18 protein-coding genes are annotated in these 15,402 nt (G+C 31.7%); 13 read left to right on the top strand and 5 right to left on the bottom strand.

All coding sequences use genetic code 11. The features are described 5' to 3' along the window. Positions 1–62 precede the first annotated feature (62 nt). The 4 genes from Q4548_RS17175 (at position 63) to Q4548_RS05625 (ending at position 3,623) form a co-directional block, all read left to right on the top strand. A complete protein-coding gene (locus Q4548_RS17175) occupies positions 63–338 on the top strand; it encodes a hypothetical protein (protein WP_336622731.1) in 276 nt (91 codons plus the stop codon). Between the two features lie 471 nt (positions 339–809). Continuing rightward, positions 810–1,256 (top strand): DUF3157 domain-containing protein, encoded by a 447-nt coding sequence (locus Q4548_RS05635; protein WP_303452440.1) that lies wholly within the window; start codon positions 810–812, stop codon positions 1,254–1,256. 46 nt (positions 1,257–1,302) lie between these two features. Continuing rightward, positions 1,303–2,337, top strand: coding sequence for an L-dopachrome tautomerase-related protein (locus tag Q4548_RS05630; RefSeq protein ID WP_303452438.1), 1,035 nt, complete (start codon positions 1,303–1,305; stop codon positions 2,335–2,337). Between the two features lie 125 nt (positions 2,338–2,462). Continuing rightward, entirely contained in the window at positions 2,463–3,623 is a 1,161-nt protein-coding gene (locus tag Q4548_RS05625; RefSeq protein WP_303452436.1) for a right-handed parallel beta-helix repeat-containing protein, read from the top strand. 42 nt (positions 3,624–3,665) lie between these two features. Here the strand turns inward: Q4548_RS05625 and Q4548_RS05620 are convergent, their stop codons facing one another. Continuing rightward, positions 3,666–4,172, bottom strand: coding sequence for a DinB family protein (locus Q4548_RS05620; RefSeq protein WP_303452435.1), 507 nt, complete (start codon positions 4,170–4,172; stop codon positions 3,666–3,668). Positions 4,173–4,420: 248 nt separating this feature from the next. On the opposite strand from Q4548_RS05620, the gene Q4548_RS05615 reads away from it, so the two are divergent. The 7 genes from Q4548_RS05615 to ribB all read left to right on the top strand — a co-directional run bounded on the left by Q4548_RS05615 (position 4,421) and on the right by ribB (position 11,473). Continuing rightward, a complete protein-coding gene (locus tag Q4548_RS05615; RefSeq protein ID WP_303452433.1) occupies positions 4,421–4,717 on the top strand; it encodes an isoamylase early set domain-containing protein in 297 nt (98 codons plus the stop codon). An 81-nt stretch (positions 4,718–4,798) separates the two neighbouring features. Further along, positions 4,799–5,293, top strand: a complete 495-nt coding sequence (gene tpx, locus Q4548_RS05610; RefSeq protein WP_303452431.1) for a thiol peroxidase — start codon at positions 4,799–4,801, stop codon at positions 5,291–5,293. A gap of 53 nt (positions 5,294–5,346) precedes the next feature. Next, positions 5,347–5,733, top strand: coding sequence for a diacylglycerol kinase (locus Q4548_RS05605; RefSeq protein ID WP_303452429.1), 387 nt, complete (start codon positions 5,347–5,349; stop codon positions 5,731–5,733). A 35-nt stretch (positions 5,734–5,768) separates the two neighbouring features. Then, positions 5,769–8,246, top strand: a complete 2,478-nt coding sequence (locus Q4548_RS05600; RefSeq protein WP_303452427.1) for a DNA translocase FtsK — start codon at positions 5,769–5,771, stop codon at positions 8,244–8,246. 1 nt (position 8,247) lies between these two features. Then, the gene (locus Q4548_RS05595) at positions 8,248–8,880 is read left to right on the top strand and encodes an outer membrane lipoprotein carrier protein LolA (RefSeq protein ID WP_303452425.1); all 633 of its coding nucleotides are present in this window, start codon (positions 8,248–8,250) and stop codon (positions 8,878–8,880) included. 12 nt (positions 8,881–8,892) lie between these two features. After that, the gene (locus Q4548_RS05590; RefSeq protein ID WP_303452423.1) at positions 8,893–10,332 is read left to right on the top strand and encodes an LptF/LptG family permease; all 1,440 of its coding nucleotides are present in this window, start codon (positions 8,893–8,895) and stop codon (positions 10,330–10,332) included. Beyond that, positions 10,325–11,473, top strand: coding sequence for a 3,4-dihydroxy-2-butanone-4-phosphate synthase (gene ribB, locus Q4548_RS05585; RefSeq protein ID WP_303452421.1), 1,149 nt, complete (start codon positions 10,325–10,327; stop codon positions 11,471–11,473). The genes Q4548_RS05590 and ribB overlap by 8 nt, the downstream gene beginning before the upstream one ends. A 68-nt stretch (positions 11,474–11,541) precedes the next feature. On the opposite strand, the gene pepE is transcribed toward ribB, so the two are convergent. The 4 genes from pepE to Q4548_RS05565 form a co-directional block, all read right to left on the bottom strand. Beyond that, positions 11,542–12,243 carry a dipeptidase PepE gene (gene pepE / locus Q4548_RS05580; RefSeq protein ID WP_303452419.1) on the bottom strand — a complete coding sequence of 234 codons (702 nt, stop codon included), beginning with the start codon at positions 12,241–12,243 and terminating at the stop codon, positions 11,542–11,544. A gap of 71 nt (positions 12,244–12,314) precedes the next feature. Beyond that, on the bottom strand, positions 12,315–12,860 hold the full coding sequence (locus Q4548_RS05575) for a GNAT family N-acetyltransferase (protein WP_303452417.1): 546 nt from the start codon (positions 12,858–12,860) through the stop codon (positions 12,315–12,317). A gap of 330 nt (positions 12,861–13,190) precedes the next feature. Then, entirely contained in the window at positions 13,191–13,328 is a 138-nt protein-coding gene (locus Q4548_RS05570; protein ID WP_303452415.1) for a hypothetical protein, read from the bottom strand. A gap of 2 nt (positions 13,329–13,330) precedes the next feature. Beyond that, positions 13,331–13,645, bottom strand: a complete 315-nt coding sequence (locus tag Q4548_RS05565; RefSeq protein WP_303452413.1) for a YbjQ family protein — start codon at positions 13,643–13,645, stop codon at positions 13,331–13,333. 376 nt (positions 13,646–14,021) lie between these two features. On the opposite strand from Q4548_RS05565, the gene Q4548_RS05560 reads away from it, so the two are divergent. Next, positions 14,022–14,561, top strand: coding sequence for a hypothetical protein (locus tag Q4548_RS05560; protein ID WP_303452411.1), 540 nt, complete (start codon positions 14,022–14,024; stop codon positions 14,559–14,561). Positions 14,562–14,924: 363 nt separating this feature from the next. Beyond that, positions 14,925–15,317, top strand: a complete 393-nt coding sequence (locus Q4548_RS05555; protein WP_303452409.1) for a hypothetical protein — start codon at positions 14,925–14,927, stop codon at positions 15,315–15,317. Positions 15,318–15,402: the final 85 nt, after the last annotated feature.

The following is a 15,402-nucleotide window of genomic DNA, read 5'->3' as shown; positions in this document are numbered from 1 at the left end:
TATTGTTGCTACTAGCACTACTCTCTGTTACGTTCGTATCATCAATCATCATGAAAATGATCATGAGTAAGTGGGAGCTAGAAGAAGATAATTCTGATGACTCACTACAAAATGCAGGAATGTATATTGGAATTTTAGAACGTCTTTTTGTTTTTAGTTTTATAATTCTAAATCAATGGAGTGCTATTGGATTGCTGATTGCCGCTAAATCTGTATTTAGATTTGGTGATCTTTCTAGAGCAAAAGACAGAAAATTAACAGAATACATGCTTATTGGATCATTAGTTAGTTTTGGACTCTCAATACTAATAGGTTTGCTCTACAAGTATTTAATCTAATTACCGACATTAGCCACACAACACCTTATTTAGTTTAATGCAGGTTTTAGGCTTTTCAAAGTGTTCTGGATTTTATCAAAAATTCCAAAACTTAGTAAAAAATAGTTATCAATCCATATCTTGCTAAATAAAAATGATTAAGATAACACGTAAAATAGACCCCTATTTTAATACCTCTTTTAGAAAGAAGTTTTCAGTCATTATTTCTATTCCTATATTAACTGCCTCAAGTTTCTAAAAAACGACCAATATGTCTAAAATTAATACGGATTTTAGTGCTTGCCTATAGTTTTGTTTCTATTTACAAATTACCAGATGTTATTGCTTTGGTTTGATGAAATTAAAAAATTAAATTTTTTCTTTTTTTTTGTCCACAATCCGTTCATAAATCTTCCAACAATCAAAAAGCCACAAGCACACATTGCTTAAAATAAATTGTATTTTTGAAGAGAACTTAATAACATTGCTCTTATGTTTAACTATTTTTGGTTTTTCTTTTTTATGATTTCTGTCGTTGGTTTTTCACAAAAAAACACCATTATAAAAACAGCTGATGGAAAATCTATTTTGTTAAAAGCAGATCACACTTGGGAATATATAAATTTTGAAGAGGTAAAAACTGAAACAGAATCTCAACTTCCTGAGATAAAAACAGATGCTTGCAACTTGGGTGCAAATTACCAAGAACCTGCGTTGAATGGTAAAATTCAGAATCAGCTAAAGCGTGGAAAATCTTCCATACCTTACATTAAAAAACGTGTGGCAAAAGACCTAAACTGTAATCCAGAAGAGGTTATTTTACTATTTGTTTCCGAACAAAAAGAACGTGGTTTGTATCACTTTTGTGCAAATGGTAAAAAAGTAGCCTACAAACGTATTGGTAACGCTGTTATGAAAAGCAAGAAAAAAATCTTGTAGACCAACTGTTCACAACCATAAATTCAATCTCTTTCAAACACAAATCATGAACAATCTATTTGCTCTTTTCTGCATCGTTACCATAGCTAGCTGTACTCCTAGCAAACAAAAAATTAAGACCGTTGCTGCTTTCCATCAACAGCAAGTTACGGGAGTAAGCGTTAGTAGTAATGGAAGAATTTTTGCAAACTTTCCTAGATGGAGAGAAGGAGTAAAAAACTCTGTTGTAGAAGTGTCTGAAAATGGAAAATCAGTATCTTATCCTAATGAAAAATGGAATTCTTGGGAAATAAACAATTCTATTAATGATTCCGTTTTTGTTGCTGTACAATCTGTAGTTGCTTTTAAAAATAATTTGTACGTTTTAGACACCCGAAACCCTTTATTTAAAGGAGTAAAAGATGCTCCTAGAATTTTTGTTTTTGACTTGGTTACAAATACTTTAAAAAGAATTTATATTTTTTCCGAAAGTAGCTATCACAACAACTCTTACATCAACGATTTAAGAATTGATTCAAAAAATAACAAAGCCTACTTAACAGATTCTGGACATGCAGGTCTTTTAGTGTTAGATTTAGATTCTGGAAATTCAAAAAGAGTGTTGGACAATCATCCATCGACCCTTGCTGAAACAGATGGACTAACTTTTGGAGAAAGCAAATGGAATGCAACCGTTCATTCAGACGGAATTGCATTAGACACTACCAATGACATGCTTTATTACCATGCTTTAACAGGATATAGTTTGTACGCAATACCTACTAAAACTCTTATCAACGGTACTAATGCTGAAATTGAAAAAAACGTGCAATTTATACAAAAAACAGCTGCTCCAGACGGAATGATTTTTGACAAATTTGGCAATCTTTATTTTGCTGATTTGGAAAACAATCGCATCATGAAACTAAATATTTCAACTCGTGTTTTAGAAGTTTTTGTAGAAGGAGACAACGTAAAATGGGCAGATACTTTTAGCATTTACAAAGATGAATTGTATTACACCAATTCTAGAATTAACGAAACCAAAGAACGCTTTAATGAATTGACTTTTACCATCAACAAAGTAAAAACAACCAACTAAAATCAAAAAACATAAGTGTTTTTAAAACATTTGTGTTGTGTTTTAAATCTAGACTATCTCCTCTTTTTTTGTACTAAAAATCAAAAGAACGTAATTATGCATGGAACCTATAAATAAAAAACTCCATGAAAAACACAACGCTATTTTCTATTGCTTTTGCAATGATGATTCTAGGTATTCAAACTTTAGTTGCTAAAGATATTTATGTATCCAAACAAAAAGCAAACTCATCCAAAGAAAAACTAGTTACTGCATACAATCAAGCTAAATCTGGTGATGTAATTTTAGTTGATATTGATGTTATTTTTGAAGAAAGTGACAATCCACTTACAATTAACAAATCAAACCTTACCTTTAAAGGAAAGATAAAAAATAAGGGGAAGTACAAACTAGAAAGAACCAATAATAAAAACATTCATTTACGAATTACAGGCTCTAATATTACCTTAGAAAACCTTCTTTTCACAAACGGAACTCAACAAGTTGTTTTTGGAAAAAAAGAAGAAATCAGTATTAAAAATAGTAAAATAATCAACTGTTATTTTAAAAACGGAAAATACACTGGAGTTGATTTTAGAGGTAATTTTGAAAACACTGAAATTAAAAACACCTCTTTTGAAAATTGCAAATTCAGCTTGCAAACTATGGATTGTAGAATATTAAAAAACTTTACTGTAGATCACTGTATATTCTACAAAGGAGATCATCAAATCAGTTTAGACAACCCACATGCTACCAATTTAGAGCATGAAAACATTGTGATAAAAAACACCACTTTTAACCTATCTACACGTTTTAACATTGCTTTGGCAAACACACAAAATGTTACTATTTCTAATTGTAATTTTGCAGGAGGAACAGGACCTTACTCACAGGCTTTGCATTTTGAAGACAGAACAAAAAACGTATGGGTAGTACATAATAAAATAAAATGCTTGGCTGATGTTGCAATATTACTGTATGCTACCGACAAAATTGGTCACGGAACAGGTAGACGCTTGACAGAAGCAGAAAAAACAGAGTCAGGTTCAGGAAATATTACTTTAGACAACAACACAATAACCTCCGGAAATGTAGATGCTGCTATCTCAGTAGGTTATGGAAAAGGTTATTTTAAAATATTTGGAAACAACACCATCTTATCAAAAAATAAAGGAATCAATACTTTTAATTCTAAAAACATGCATTTTGAAATTGACGACAAAACATCCATCAAAGGCAAAAAATACAGTGAAATAAAACAAATGGAAACCAAAGAAAAAGAAAATTATATCCGAATAAAATAAATTACACAAAGAGCGTTTTCAGTCAATTTTGGAAACGTTCTTTTACTTGTCTTTATGCAAACAAGGCTTTTCTTTAGGAGTGGTAGCGTTTATTCCAAAACCATCAATAGGCAAATAAATCTCTAAAATATGCATAAGGTAACCTACAGAAGCATAATGATGTATAGCATGACAATGGGCTTGAGACAACATTGCTCCTAATGTGCTTGTCACTACTACTTTTCCACTTCCTAAATCATCTGCAACTTCTAATGTTAATTTTAATTCACTTTCTTGCAACTTTTTCAAACAATTGATAATCTTATCAAAATACTCAATACCGCTTAAAGTATAAGTTTCTACTTCTAAATTTCGTTCTCTTTTGGTAAAATCTACATATTGTTTGTCTACCCCTATAAAAATGCATTGAAACATATCTAATACATGTCGGGTGTGAGCTCCAATACTAGAGTAATATGGCGGAATGCTTTTGTTGGAATATTTATCGTCTGTAATGTTGTTTAATAAATATTTCCCTTTTTCTAAATTTTTTACAATATCCTCAATCATTTATGTTTTTTTCACGATTTTACTCCTGTTTTGTCGTTTAAAGATAAAAAAATAACAACAGTTCATTGTATAAAGATTCAAGGCTTATTTATTTCTATTCATTAACCAAAAAAAGACATACAGATTTAACAATTAACGAATGTCAACATACCTAAATTATCAAATTATTAAAAATCAATCTGTTCCCAAGAAAAAGAGGGATTTGTATTGTAATTATTATTAATTTTGTACAATAAATAAATAAAATTATGGCTATCACGAAAAAAAAATTAAAAACAAAACCTGTATGTAAAGTAACATTTTCACATATGGCTCCAGAGGCAACAGAAGTGTTTTTGGTTGGAGACTTTAATGAGTGGGATGCTACTGCTACACCGCTTAAAAAATTAAAAAGTGGATTATTTAAGGTTGTTGTAGATTTAGAAATAGAAAAATCATATCAATACAAATACATTGCTGACGGAACTTACGTGAACGACGAAGAACCTGAAGCTTTGGTTTTTAATGAGTTTGCAAATGCAGAAAACTCATTGATAGAATTGTAGAAAATTTAATACAGAAACTAGAATGCCTTTAACCTTGTTAAAGGCATTTTTTATATATTTAGTTTTCAAAAAAACAACAAAATGGCAAATATCACTTTAAAAGGAAATCCTATAGAAACGATAGGAGATTTACCTAAAATAGGGACCAAAGCTCCTGAATTTACATTGACAAATACAGATTTATCTGAAGTTAAATCGACAGACTTGTTAGGAAGCAATTTAATTTTAAATATTTTTCCTAGTGTAGATACAAGTACCTGTGCTACTTCAATCAGAAAATTTAACCAAAAAGCAGCGTCTTTAGACAACACAAAAGTTTTATGTATTTCTAAAGATTTACCATTTGCCCACAAACGCTTTTGTGGTGCTGAAGGAATTGAAAACGTGTTAAGCTTGTCTGATATTTCTGGAGATTTTGGAAAAAACTACGAACTTACCTTTGCAAACGGTCCTTTAAAAGGGTTGTTGTCTAGAGCTATAGTTGTTGTAGATACCGAAGGAAATGTAGTCTATACTGAACAAGTTAGCGAAACTGCAGATGAACCTGATTACGGATCAGCTTTGGATGCTCTTTAATAAAACTTATCTTAAAGACTTGCTAATTACTTAGCAAGTCTTCTTTTTTTCTTATGAAAACAAAAAAACACAATCTTGTTGTTGATAGAATTTACAGTTTAGGCTATGCAATTAAAGGACTATTGCTTTTATTACAAACCGAAAACGCTATCAAAGTACACGCATTCAGCACTATTTTATTAACCATAATAGGATTTATATTTCAGCTAAACGCAACCGAGTGGATGTTCCAATTCTTAACCCTTGGTTTGGTTATTAGTATAGAAGCATTGAACACTTCTGTAGAAAAAATTGCTGATTTTATCCAACCCAATTTTGATGAAAAAATAGGAACTATCAAAGATGTAAGTGCGGGAGCAGTTTTGTTTTCGGGAGTATTTGGAGCTATTGTAGTCGGAATTATTTATATCCCCAAAATTATACTTTACTTCAATCTGTAATTCTGTATCTTTGGTCACTCCAATTGAATGTTTAGATGCCTAGAAAAAGTAACGCAAAAACCACCGAAAAGAAACTTTCTAAAAAAGAGAAACTACAAGAGTTTATCAACAACAGACAAACTCAAACAGTTGTTGGTTTGTTTATTTGCTTGTTGGGTATTTATTTATTCACCTCTTTTTTATCTTTCTTTTTTACTTGGAAAGCAGACCAAAGCACACTTTCCCAATTGGGAGACAAAACAGTTATTGCTAAAAACATTTTAGGTAAAATAGGTGCCAATATCAGTCACTTTTTTATTTATCGTGGTTTTGGAATTTCTGCCATTGTCATTCCCATCCTTTTGTTTTTTACAGGAATCTATATACTCGTAAAAAAACCTATTAAAAAAATAGTGAAATCTTGGAATTGGGCATTACTAGGTTTGCTGTGGAACGCTACATCCTTTGGTTTTTTAGCAGACAAAAATCCTCTTGTTGCAGGTGTAGTAGGTGTAGAACTCAACAAATTTTTAATTCCTTACTTAGCTTCTTTTGGGTTGATTATTATACTCTTGTTTGGTTACGTAACTTATTTAGTCATCCGTTTTAAAATCACTCCAGAAAAAATAAAAAGTTGGTTGCCAGAGAAAAAAGTTTTTGAAGATCTACAATCTGATTTGCAAAGCACTACTCCTAAAACGGCAGTTAAAGAAACTGCAAAAACTATAGAAGAAAACACTCCTATTGAAGAAGAAAACACGATTGATGACAAAGGGGAATTGGTAGAAGAAAAAATTATTTCTTTGGATGAATTTGAAGAAACCGACAAACCGCTGACTTCTTTTGAAATGGCAGTTAAAAATGTAACTCCTACGATCAAAAATCACTCAACTATTAAAAAAGAAACTTCTAAGGAAGATACTATAAAAGAGAGTGAAAAATCAGGAGAATTGACCGTTGAACAAATTAAAAAGGAAGAAACCAGCACACAAAATTTATCCGATAAATTGGTCAAAGATTTTGGAGAGTTTGATCCTACATTAGATTTGGGTAATTTTAAATTCCCTACATTAAACTTATTAAGAGAATACGATGAGAGTATTTCTGTAGATTCAGCAGAATTAGAAGCCAACAAAAACCGAATTGTTGATACTTTAAACAATTACAAAATTGGAATTGCACAAATAAAAGCAACTGTAGGGCCTACCATTACATTGTATGAAATTGTTCCAGAAGCGGGTATTAGAATTTCTAAAATTAAAAATTTAGAAGATGACATTGCCTTGTCTTTGTCGGCCTTGGGTATTCGTATCATTGCTCCTATTCCAGGAAAAGGAACCATTGGTATTGAAGTTCCAAATCAGAATGCCAATATTGTTTCTATGAATTCCGTTATTGCTTCTAACAGATTTCAACAATCTAAAATGGAGTTGCCTATTGCCATGGGAAAAACCATTTCTAACGAAACCTTTGTGTTTGATTTGGCTAAAGCTCCTCACCTATTGATGGCAGGTGCTACAGGACAAGGAAAATCGGTAGGTTTGAATGCTATATTGACTTCTCTACTTTATAAAAAACATCCCGCTGAAATAAAATTTGTACTGGTCGATCCTAAAAAGGTAGAATTGACTTTGTTCAACAAAATAGAACGTCATTACTTGGCAAAATTGCCAGATACAGACGAAGCCATTATTACCGATACCACCAAAGTTGTGCATACCTTAAACTCTTTGTGTATAGAAATGGACAACCGTTACGACCTGTTAAAAGATGCCATGGTTCGTAACATTAAAGAATACAACGAAAAATTCAAAGCTCGTAAATTGAATCCGAACGATGGTCATAAATTTTTGCCATACATTGTTTTGGTAATTGATGAGTTTGCAGATTTGATTATGACTGCGGGTAAAGAAGTAGAAACACCTATTGCACGTTTGGCACAATTAGCTCGTGCTATTGGTATTCACTTAATTGTGGCTACGCAAAGACCATCCGTAAACGTAATTACGGGAATTATAAAAGCCAATTTCCCATTAAGAATTGCTTTTAGAGTAACCTCTAAAATAGATTCTCGTACCATTTTAGATGCTCCTGGAGCAGATCAATTGATTGGACGTGGAGATTTATTGATCTCTAGTGGTAACGATTTGATTCGTGTACAATGTGCCTTTGTAGACACTCCAGAAGTAGAAAAAATTACCGACTTTATTGGCTCACAAAGAGCGTATCCAGAAGCTTACCAACTACCTGAATACATAGGTGAAGATGGAAGTGGTACAGAACTTGATAACAACATTGCTGATAGAGATAAATTATTTAAAGAAGCCGCAGAAACTATTGTAATAGCGCAACAAGGTTCTGCTTCTTTATTACAACGTAAATTAAAATTAGGATACAACAGAGCAGGTAGATTGATTGATCAAATGGAAGCTGCAGGAATTGTAGGACCTTTTGAAGGAAGCAAAGCAAGACAAGTATTGATTACCGATTTGACCTCATTAGAACAGTTGTTAGACAACGAAAAGAACAAATAACATGATGAAAAAAATAATTTTTGCCATTACTTTGGCAGTAACCTCTTTTAGTTTTGGTCAAAACAATGCCAAAGCAGAAACCATTTTAAACAAAGTAAGCGAGAACTTAGCACAGCAAAAGAACATTCGCTTAGAATTTACCCATACTCTAGAAAACAAGATGGTCAACATCAAACAATCTAGCAAAGGATCTGCAATTATTCAAGGAGATAACTATTTGGTCAACTATTTAGACAATGTTATTCTGTTTGACAAAGTGAACAATTATGTAATTTCTCCTGAAAATGAAGAAGTAAACATCACTCCTGTAAAAGATATAGATGATGAAAGTTTAACACCTTCTAAAATGCTTTCTTTTTACAAAAAAGGATATACGTATCAGTTAGACAAAAAAGAAGGAGTTGTTCAATACATCAAATTGATTCCTACTGAAGAATCTGATGAAGTTTCTCACATACTGTTAGGAATTGACACAAATAAATACCAAATTACGTCTTTGTTAGAAGTTGGAAACAACGGTACCAATACTAGTTTTACCATTACTTCTTACCAAACCAATCAAGATTTAGCCGCAAATACATTTGTTTTTGACAAAGCTAAATACAAAGCTTTGGGTTATATTATTAACGAATAGTACCACGTTTCCTTGAAGACACTCGATAAATATTTAGTCAAAAGTTTCTTAATTCCTTTTTCAGCTTCTTTCCTTATTGTAATGTTTGTATTGGTTATGCAAGCTTTATGGTTGGTGTTTGACGACATTGCGGGTAAAGGAATAGAAATCGTCATTATTTTTAAATTCTTGTGGTACATGTGTTTGTTTGTAACACCACAAGCTTTGCCAATTTCCGTACTATTGTCTGCTATTATGACCATGGGAAATCTTGGTGAAAATTATGAACTGGCTGCTATCAAATCTTCTGGAATCTCTTTTTTCCGATTTTTAAGACCTTTAATGATTACTGTAGGAATTATTTCTATAGCCAATTTCTTTTTGATCAACTACACCTATCCTTATGCTAGTTTGAAACAAAAGAATTTGATTCTAAACATCAAAAAAACACAGCCTACGATGGCTTTGATAGAAGGTAGTTTTAACGATGAAATTCCAGGATACAGCATCAAGTTTGCTAAAAAATACGGAGAAGAAAACAACTTGTTAAAAGATGTTTTGATTATTGACACCGATGGAAATAAAGATGACCACATTAACATTACTGCAAAAAGAGGAAAAATCACCACCGAAGAAGGTAGTAAATACATGACCTTAATTTTGGAAGATGGCTATTATTTTGAAGACCATACTAGTGCCAAACAAAAAAGAAAAGACAAAGAACAAATGCCAGCTTCTATGGCTAAGTTTGAAAAATATACGGTAAATATTGACATTTCAGATTTGACCAGTGCAGATTTAGAAGAAGAGAAATACAAATACCATTACACCATGAAAAACATGGGACAATTGCAAGCAAGTTCAGACAGTTTGAAAGCTTCTTATGACAATTATGTAGATTTAAAATACAAGTCTATGAAGGCTCAAATTCTAGCCGATAAAATGTCAGAACCTATAGACAGTACAATTGTAAAAACCATCAACCCAAACATTTTAGAAAACTTTGAAACTGTTATGCAAATAAATATTTTGCAGCAAGCTGAAAACACAGCCAACAGCAAACTATCTAACATTCAAAGCTATAAAGACTACTTTAAGAGAAAACGTAAAGAACTCAACAATCACGATTATCAATTTCATTTTATCTTGACCAGTTCTATTTCTTGTCTTTTGTTGTTCTTTGTAGGAGCTTCTTTAGGATCTATCATTCGAAAAGGAGGTTTTGGATTTCCAATGGTGATTGCCATTGTTATTTATGTGGCTTATCATTTTACCAACACCTTTGGGAAAAATATGGCAGAAGAAAGCAGTATAACCGCTATTATGGGTGGATGGTTAGGAACACTTATTATGAGTCCTTTAGCGATCTTTTTTACGATAAGCGCATCAAAAGATAGAGGGTTCTTAAATTTTGGTGTAATTTTAACCCCATTTAAAAAATTAATCAACAGATTGAAAAAAAAAGATGAGTAGTACAGAACAAAATAAAATACAATTGAATAGCATACCCGAAGCCATTGAGGACATTAGAAATGGTAAAATGGTGATTGTAGTAGATGATGAAGACAGAGAAAATGAAGGAGATTTTATTGCTGCTGCAGAAAAAGTAACTCCAGAAATGATCAATTTTATGGCACAATACGGTCGTGGATTGATTTGTGCTCCGTTGATAGAAGAACGTTGTGATGAATTAGGATTGAACATGATGGTGAACAACAATACCGTGTTGCACAATACTCAGTTTACAGTTTCTGTAGATTTGATTGGTAACGGTTGTACTACAGGAATTTCTGCACAAGATAGAGCTAAAACCATTTACTCTTTAACACAAAAAGAAACCAAACCTTCTGACTTAGGAAGACCTGGACATATATTCCCTCTAAAAGCTAAAAAAGGTGGAGTTTTAAGAAGAACTGGACACACAGAAGCAAGTGTAGATCTAGCACGTTTGGCGGGATTAAAACCTGCTGGGATTTTAGTAGAAATTTTAAACGAAGATGGTAGCATGGCTCGTTTGCCTCAGCTAACCGAAGTAGCCAAAAAATTTGATTTGAAATTGATTTCTATTGAAGATTTGGTGTCTTACCGCATGCAACACGATTCTTTGATTCATAAAATTGAAGATTTTGATGTAGATACTCGTTTTGGAAAATTCAGATTGAGAGCTTACAACCAAACCACCAACAATCAAATTCACATTGCACTTACCAAAGGATCTTGGAGCAAAGATGAAACCGTGCTTTGTAAAGTAACACCTAATGCCTTTGGAAACGATGTATTGAATACATTGACCAAAGAACCAGGAGATACGTTGACTAGAATTTTTGACAAAATAAATGAAGAAGGAAAAGGAGCTGTGGTTTTTATCAACCAAGAGCAGTTAACCTTTAACTTGACAAAACGTTTGCAAGATTTGAAAAACACGCAGAAAGGAATTGCTACGAAAGAGGATTCTTCTGCTCCTATGGATGAAAAAGATTTTGGAATTGGAGCTCAAATTTTACACAATATTGATATTACCAAACTAAAATTATTAACCAATTCTCCTGCTAGTAAAAAACGTGTAGGAATTACAGGATACGGTTTGGAAGTTATTGAGAGAATCAACTACTAAAAAAACTATACTCCCATCACAAAAAAGACTGCTTGAAAAAGCAGTCTTTTTTGTTTTTTATGTAGCTATTATAAATCTTTACAATCTGTATTTGCATCTACAACTCTAGAGGTTCCATCTACAAACCAAACAGCAGGCAATCCTCCTCTTAAAAAAATATCTTCTCCATAAATTCGCAACCAACTCCCCTCTCTCAACCCCATAACAGAAACATTGTTCAAAGCTTGAAATTCTTTAATTCTAGTAGCTCTAGTTTCTCCTTTGTGTTTGCTATTTGTTTCTGGCTCAATATAATGTGCATTAAAATTGAAGGGTACAATTCCTAAAGTTTCAAAGCTTGGAGGCAATACAATGGGCATATCATTGGTTGTTTTCATATTCAATCCTACAATATTAGTTCCTGCACTCGTTCCCAAATAAGGAATTCCCTCATTAATTGCAGTTTTTAAGAATGACCACAATTTAAATTCATACAACTTAGAAACCAATAAAAAAGTATTTCCTCCCCCTACAAAAATCCCTTGTGATTGTTGAATGGCTTCTTGGTAATTTTTATATTCATGAATCCCTTTTACTTGAATTCCCAAACCGTTAAAAGCTGCTTGAACCTGGTCTGTATATGCATCGTAAGAAATACCTCCGGGTTGAGCAAACGGTATAAACAATACTTTTTCTACTCCTTTGTACAACTTATCTATACTTGGCAACAAATATTCTAAATACTCAGAACCATGAACGCTTCCTGAACTTGCTAAGATTAAATTCTTCATACATTTTTTTTCTTGAAAGATATAAATTATTGTTTGATGAGTTATTCTAAAAATAAATACATTTCACAAAATTACGTTCTCAAATTAAGCTTGGAATATAGGTCTAAACTGATATAACCTCCTTTTTTTATTTCACAATCTCTCATAGTTCCCTCGTATTGAAAATCAAGTTTTTTCAATCCCGATTTGCAGTTGGAGTTTTCTGTTTCTACAAAACCTTCAATTCTATGTAGTTTGAGTTTTTTGAAACCAAAATCACAAATTTCTGACATTGCCTCTTTCATATATCCCCTACCCCAAAAATCAGGAAGCAACCAAAAGCCTATTTCAGCTTTTTTATGCAAATTGTCTAAATTGTTAAAACCTCCTGCTCCACAAAAAACACCTGTAGTTTTTATTTCAATTGCCCACCAAATTCCCGTTTGGTCATTCTCTAAGTTCTGAAACCACTCCAATTGTTCTTTTGTAGCTTCTAAAGTAGAAAAACTAATTCCGTAATATTTAATCACATCTGGATGAGACAATCCTTTAAAAATATTATCGATATCCTTTTCAGAAAATTGTCTTAAACGCAATCTATCGGTTTCTAGAATTGGAAAAATAACGTTTCTATCCATAACTCTATATCTTATTTAACTATTTTGATTCCTTTTATCAAGTATAAACTCATCATTAAAAAAATGAAGAGTATTTTTTTTGTTACACAATTCTGTGTTAACAAACATTTTTCCAGAAATATCTGTTATATTTTCTTAGTTCTAAAAATAGTTACAAACTGAATTCTGATTTAAAAAAGACAACAACACTCCCTAGAAATCTCTACATAATTTCCGTTTAATTTTGCATGCAACACTTTTAAAAGCATAACTCCCCCAGGATTAATCTTAAAAAGTTCTTGAGTAAAAGCATATACCTGATAAATAGTCATTTTGTATTGCGCTTAAAAATTAATTGTCTCGTTCCTCAAAACCTTCTTTTCCATCGTTTTTCAATCTTTTGGCAATTAAATAAATAACAATAACTAAGGATACCAAAAAGAAAGAACCGTAGACAAAAAGCATAAAAAAACCGATACCCTTTTCCATACTTAATTCAATTTAACAGCAGTTCCGTAAGCTAAAATTTCCGAAGCTCCTTGTGTAATAGTAGATGTTGTTAATCTTACGTTCAGAATTGCATCTGCTCCTAATTTCTCAGCATCGTCTACCATTCTTTGCATTGCTTGCTCTCTAGATTGAGCTTGTAGTTTGGTGTATTCATTCAATTCTCCACCTACAAAATTTTTCAGTCCCGCCACAAAATCACTCGCCACACTTTTAGCTCTTACAGTGCTTCCTCTTGCAATTCCTAAAATGGTTATTACTTCTTTGTTTGGAATGGTTTCTGTTGTTGTAATGATCATTTTTTTCTCTTTTTTACAGTTGATACAATTCTTGTATAGTTTGTGATTTATCACGAGTAAAAGATACTATTTTCTATAGAATTCTTCTTTCATTTTTACTTTTTTGATTCCTAAAAATCAATAGCCAACACAGCAACATTTTTAAAGAATTTTGGATCTAAACTGCCACATGACTTGTCTTTAGTAGCATTTAAAAAATGAAAATAAAATAACAATCCTCAGTTTTATTCTAAAACAGCACTTAGAATTCCTTAAAAAACAATACTTTTAGAACTGATAAAAATACTAATAAAGTAATGTTGTCTGTGAATGTGAATGGATAACGTAACTTTTGGTGAGTATATAACGAGTTAGCTTTAATTAAAAAACAAGTTCTATGAGAAATATTTTAGTCCTTTTAATATTAGGAATTTCTTTATCTGTAAACGCACAAACTGATTATTCAAAATTATCCGAAAGAGAAATAGTGAGCTGCGCTTGTAGAGCTTATGGAGGTGCTTCTATTCAAGGAAAAGATCCACTAGAAGAATTGACTAAATTTGTTTTAAAACTAAAAGGTTACCCTGAAGATTACAAACCTTGGGAAAAGATTGTTATTGATTTTTTAAACGAATATGGAGAGATATTAATATGCTCTAAAGCAGACACAACTGCACTTTTTGACAACGAGCAATTTTACAAACGGGCTGTTTCTCAAATTAATTTTGAAATTTTCTATGACCTTCTAACAGATGATGAATATCCTGTAGAATTAAATATGGTTCAAATTAGAAATGGAAAACCAGAAACGCTTTTAGATTTTATTAAGTTGAGAATAGATAAAGGTGTCACTCCTGAATTTGAAAAAAAATTAAACTCACTTATATCTGACTTACGAGAATTAGGAGCTAAATATGCATATGAATTAAAAAACTAAAGCTAACAATGGCTATAAGTAATTGCTTGTTCTCGCCTACTTCTGAAAATCCTCGCGGATTTTCAGCTTGGTGTGTACTTGCAAAGTTAAGTGCTAAACCACGCAACCACTCATAGCCGAGACCGTTGTACACAAGCAAAAAATAAAAAAAAAAGAGCATTTATTTATTGGAGTTTTATTTCCTTTAGTTGCATTTTATTTTTTTGGATCTCAAATATTTACATCAGAAAACTCATTAATTGAAAAAAAGGAACAGTTAATAATTCACAAGTATTTTATGAAAAAGTAAAAGATAAATATGGTGCTGAATCAGTAAGAGCAACTTTAATAATTAGTCTTTTAAACGATAATAAAATCTATGCAATGAGAGAAAATATCGGACAATGTTCAGATTTTAAAAGCACACAACAAATTGAGTATAATGAACTAAATTATAACGAAAAATCTACTTTGAAATTTCCGAAAAATACTTCTAAATGTTATAGTTATACCTACGAAACAATTAACCGACAAATAAATAAAATTAAAGAAATCTCTATTTTTATAAATACCAATGAACTTGAAGAAAAAGAACCCTATGTTTATAAAATTATTTCAACCGACAATAAAGTTTTATACTCATTAAATCAATCGAAAAGGATTCCTATATATGGTTTTTGGGTAATTTCAATATTTAGTATTTTCGAAATATTAATGTTTTTGAGAATTAATTATGGAATAAAACTAAAGAAATTCATCATTAAAAAACTGAATTAGCCAGTGTACAACAAAGTACTGTGGTAAAAAACAAGTAAAAACTTATTAATTTCTTACCAAAACACTTCTATACCCATCATCATAT

The organism is Wenyingzhuangia sp. 2_MG-2023 (assembly GCF_030548295.1).
Classification (GTDB): domain Bacteria; phylum Bacteroidota; class Bacteroidia; order Flavobacteriales; family Flavobacteriaceae; genus Wenyingzhuangia.
The sequence above is the reverse complement of the archived record's forward strand: the minus strand, read 5'-3'. Positions and strand labels throughout refer to the sequence as shown.

What these genes read in the sequence shown, in the direction of transcription:
- tpx (WP_303452431.1), top strand. Translation starts at nt 4,799, where the DNA reads ATGGCAAATATCACTTTAAAAGGAAATCCTATAGAAACGATAGGAGAT.
- Q4548_RS05595 (WP_303452425.1), top strand. Translation starts at nt 8,248, where the DNA reads ATGATGAAAAAAATAATTTTTGCCATTACTTTGGCAGTAACCTCTTTT.
- Q4548_RS05570 (WP_303452415.1), bottom strand. Translation starts at nt 13,328, where the DNA reads ATGGAAAAGGGTATCGGTTTTTTTATGCTTTTTGTCTACGGTTCTTTC.
- Q4548_RS05630 (WP_303452438.1), top strand. Translation starts at nt 1,303, where the DNA reads ATGAACAATCTATTTGCTCTTTTCTGCATCGTTACCATAGCTAGCTGT.
- Q4548_RS05625 (WP_303452436.1), top strand. Translation starts at nt 2,463, where the DNA reads ATGAAAAACACAACGCTATTTTCTATTGCTTTTGCAATGATGATTCTA.
- Q4548_RS05605 (WP_303452429.1), top strand. Translation starts at nt 5,347, where the DNA reads ATGAAAACAAAAAAACACAATCTTGTTGTTGATAGAATTTACAGTTTA.
- pepE (WP_303452419.1), bottom strand. Translation starts at nt 12,243, where the DNA reads ATGAAGAATTTAATCTTAGCAAGTTCAGGAAGCGTTCATGGTTCTGAG.
- Q4548_RS17175 (WP_336622731.1), top strand. Translation starts at nt 63, where the DNA reads ATGAGTAAGTGGGAGCTAGAAGAAGATAATTCTGATGACTCACTACAA.
- Q4548_RS05565 (WP_303452413.1), bottom strand. Translation starts at nt 13,645, where the DNA reads ATGATCATTACAACAACAGAAACCATTCCAAACAAAGAAGTAATAACC.
- Q4548_RS05560 (WP_303452411.1), top strand. Translation starts at nt 14,022, where the DNA reads ATGAGAAATATTTTAGTCCTTTTAATATTAGGAATTTCTTTATCTGTA.
- Q4548_RS05555 (WP_303452409.1), top strand. Translation starts at nt 14,925, where the DNA reads ATGAGAGAAAATATCGGACAATGTTCAGATTTTAAAAGCACACAACAA.
- Q4548_RS05575 (WP_303452417.1), bottom strand. Translation starts at nt 12,860, where the DNA reads ATGGATAGAAACGTTATTTTTCCAATTCTAGAAACCGATAGATTGCGT.
- Q4548_RS05600 (WP_303452427.1), top strand. Translation starts at nt 5,769, where the DNA reads ATGCCTAGAAAAAGTAACGCAAAAACCACCGAAAAGAAACTTTCTAAA.
- Q4548_RS05615 (WP_303452433.1), top strand. Translation starts at nt 4,421, where the DNA reads ATGGCTATCACGAAAAAAAAATTAAAAACAAAACCTGTATGTAAAGTA.
- Q4548_RS05635 (WP_303452440.1), top strand. Translation starts at nt 810, where the DNA reads ATGTTTAACTATTTTTGGTTTTTCTTTTTTATGATTTCTGTCGTTGGT.
- ribB (WP_303452421.1), top strand. Translation starts at nt 10,325, where the DNA reads ATGAGTAGTACAGAACAAAATAAAATACAATTGAATAGCATACCCGAA.
- Q4548_RS05620 (WP_303452435.1), bottom strand. Translation starts at nt 4,172, where the DNA reads ATGATTGAGGATATTGTAAAAAATTTAGAAAAAGGGAAATATTTATTA.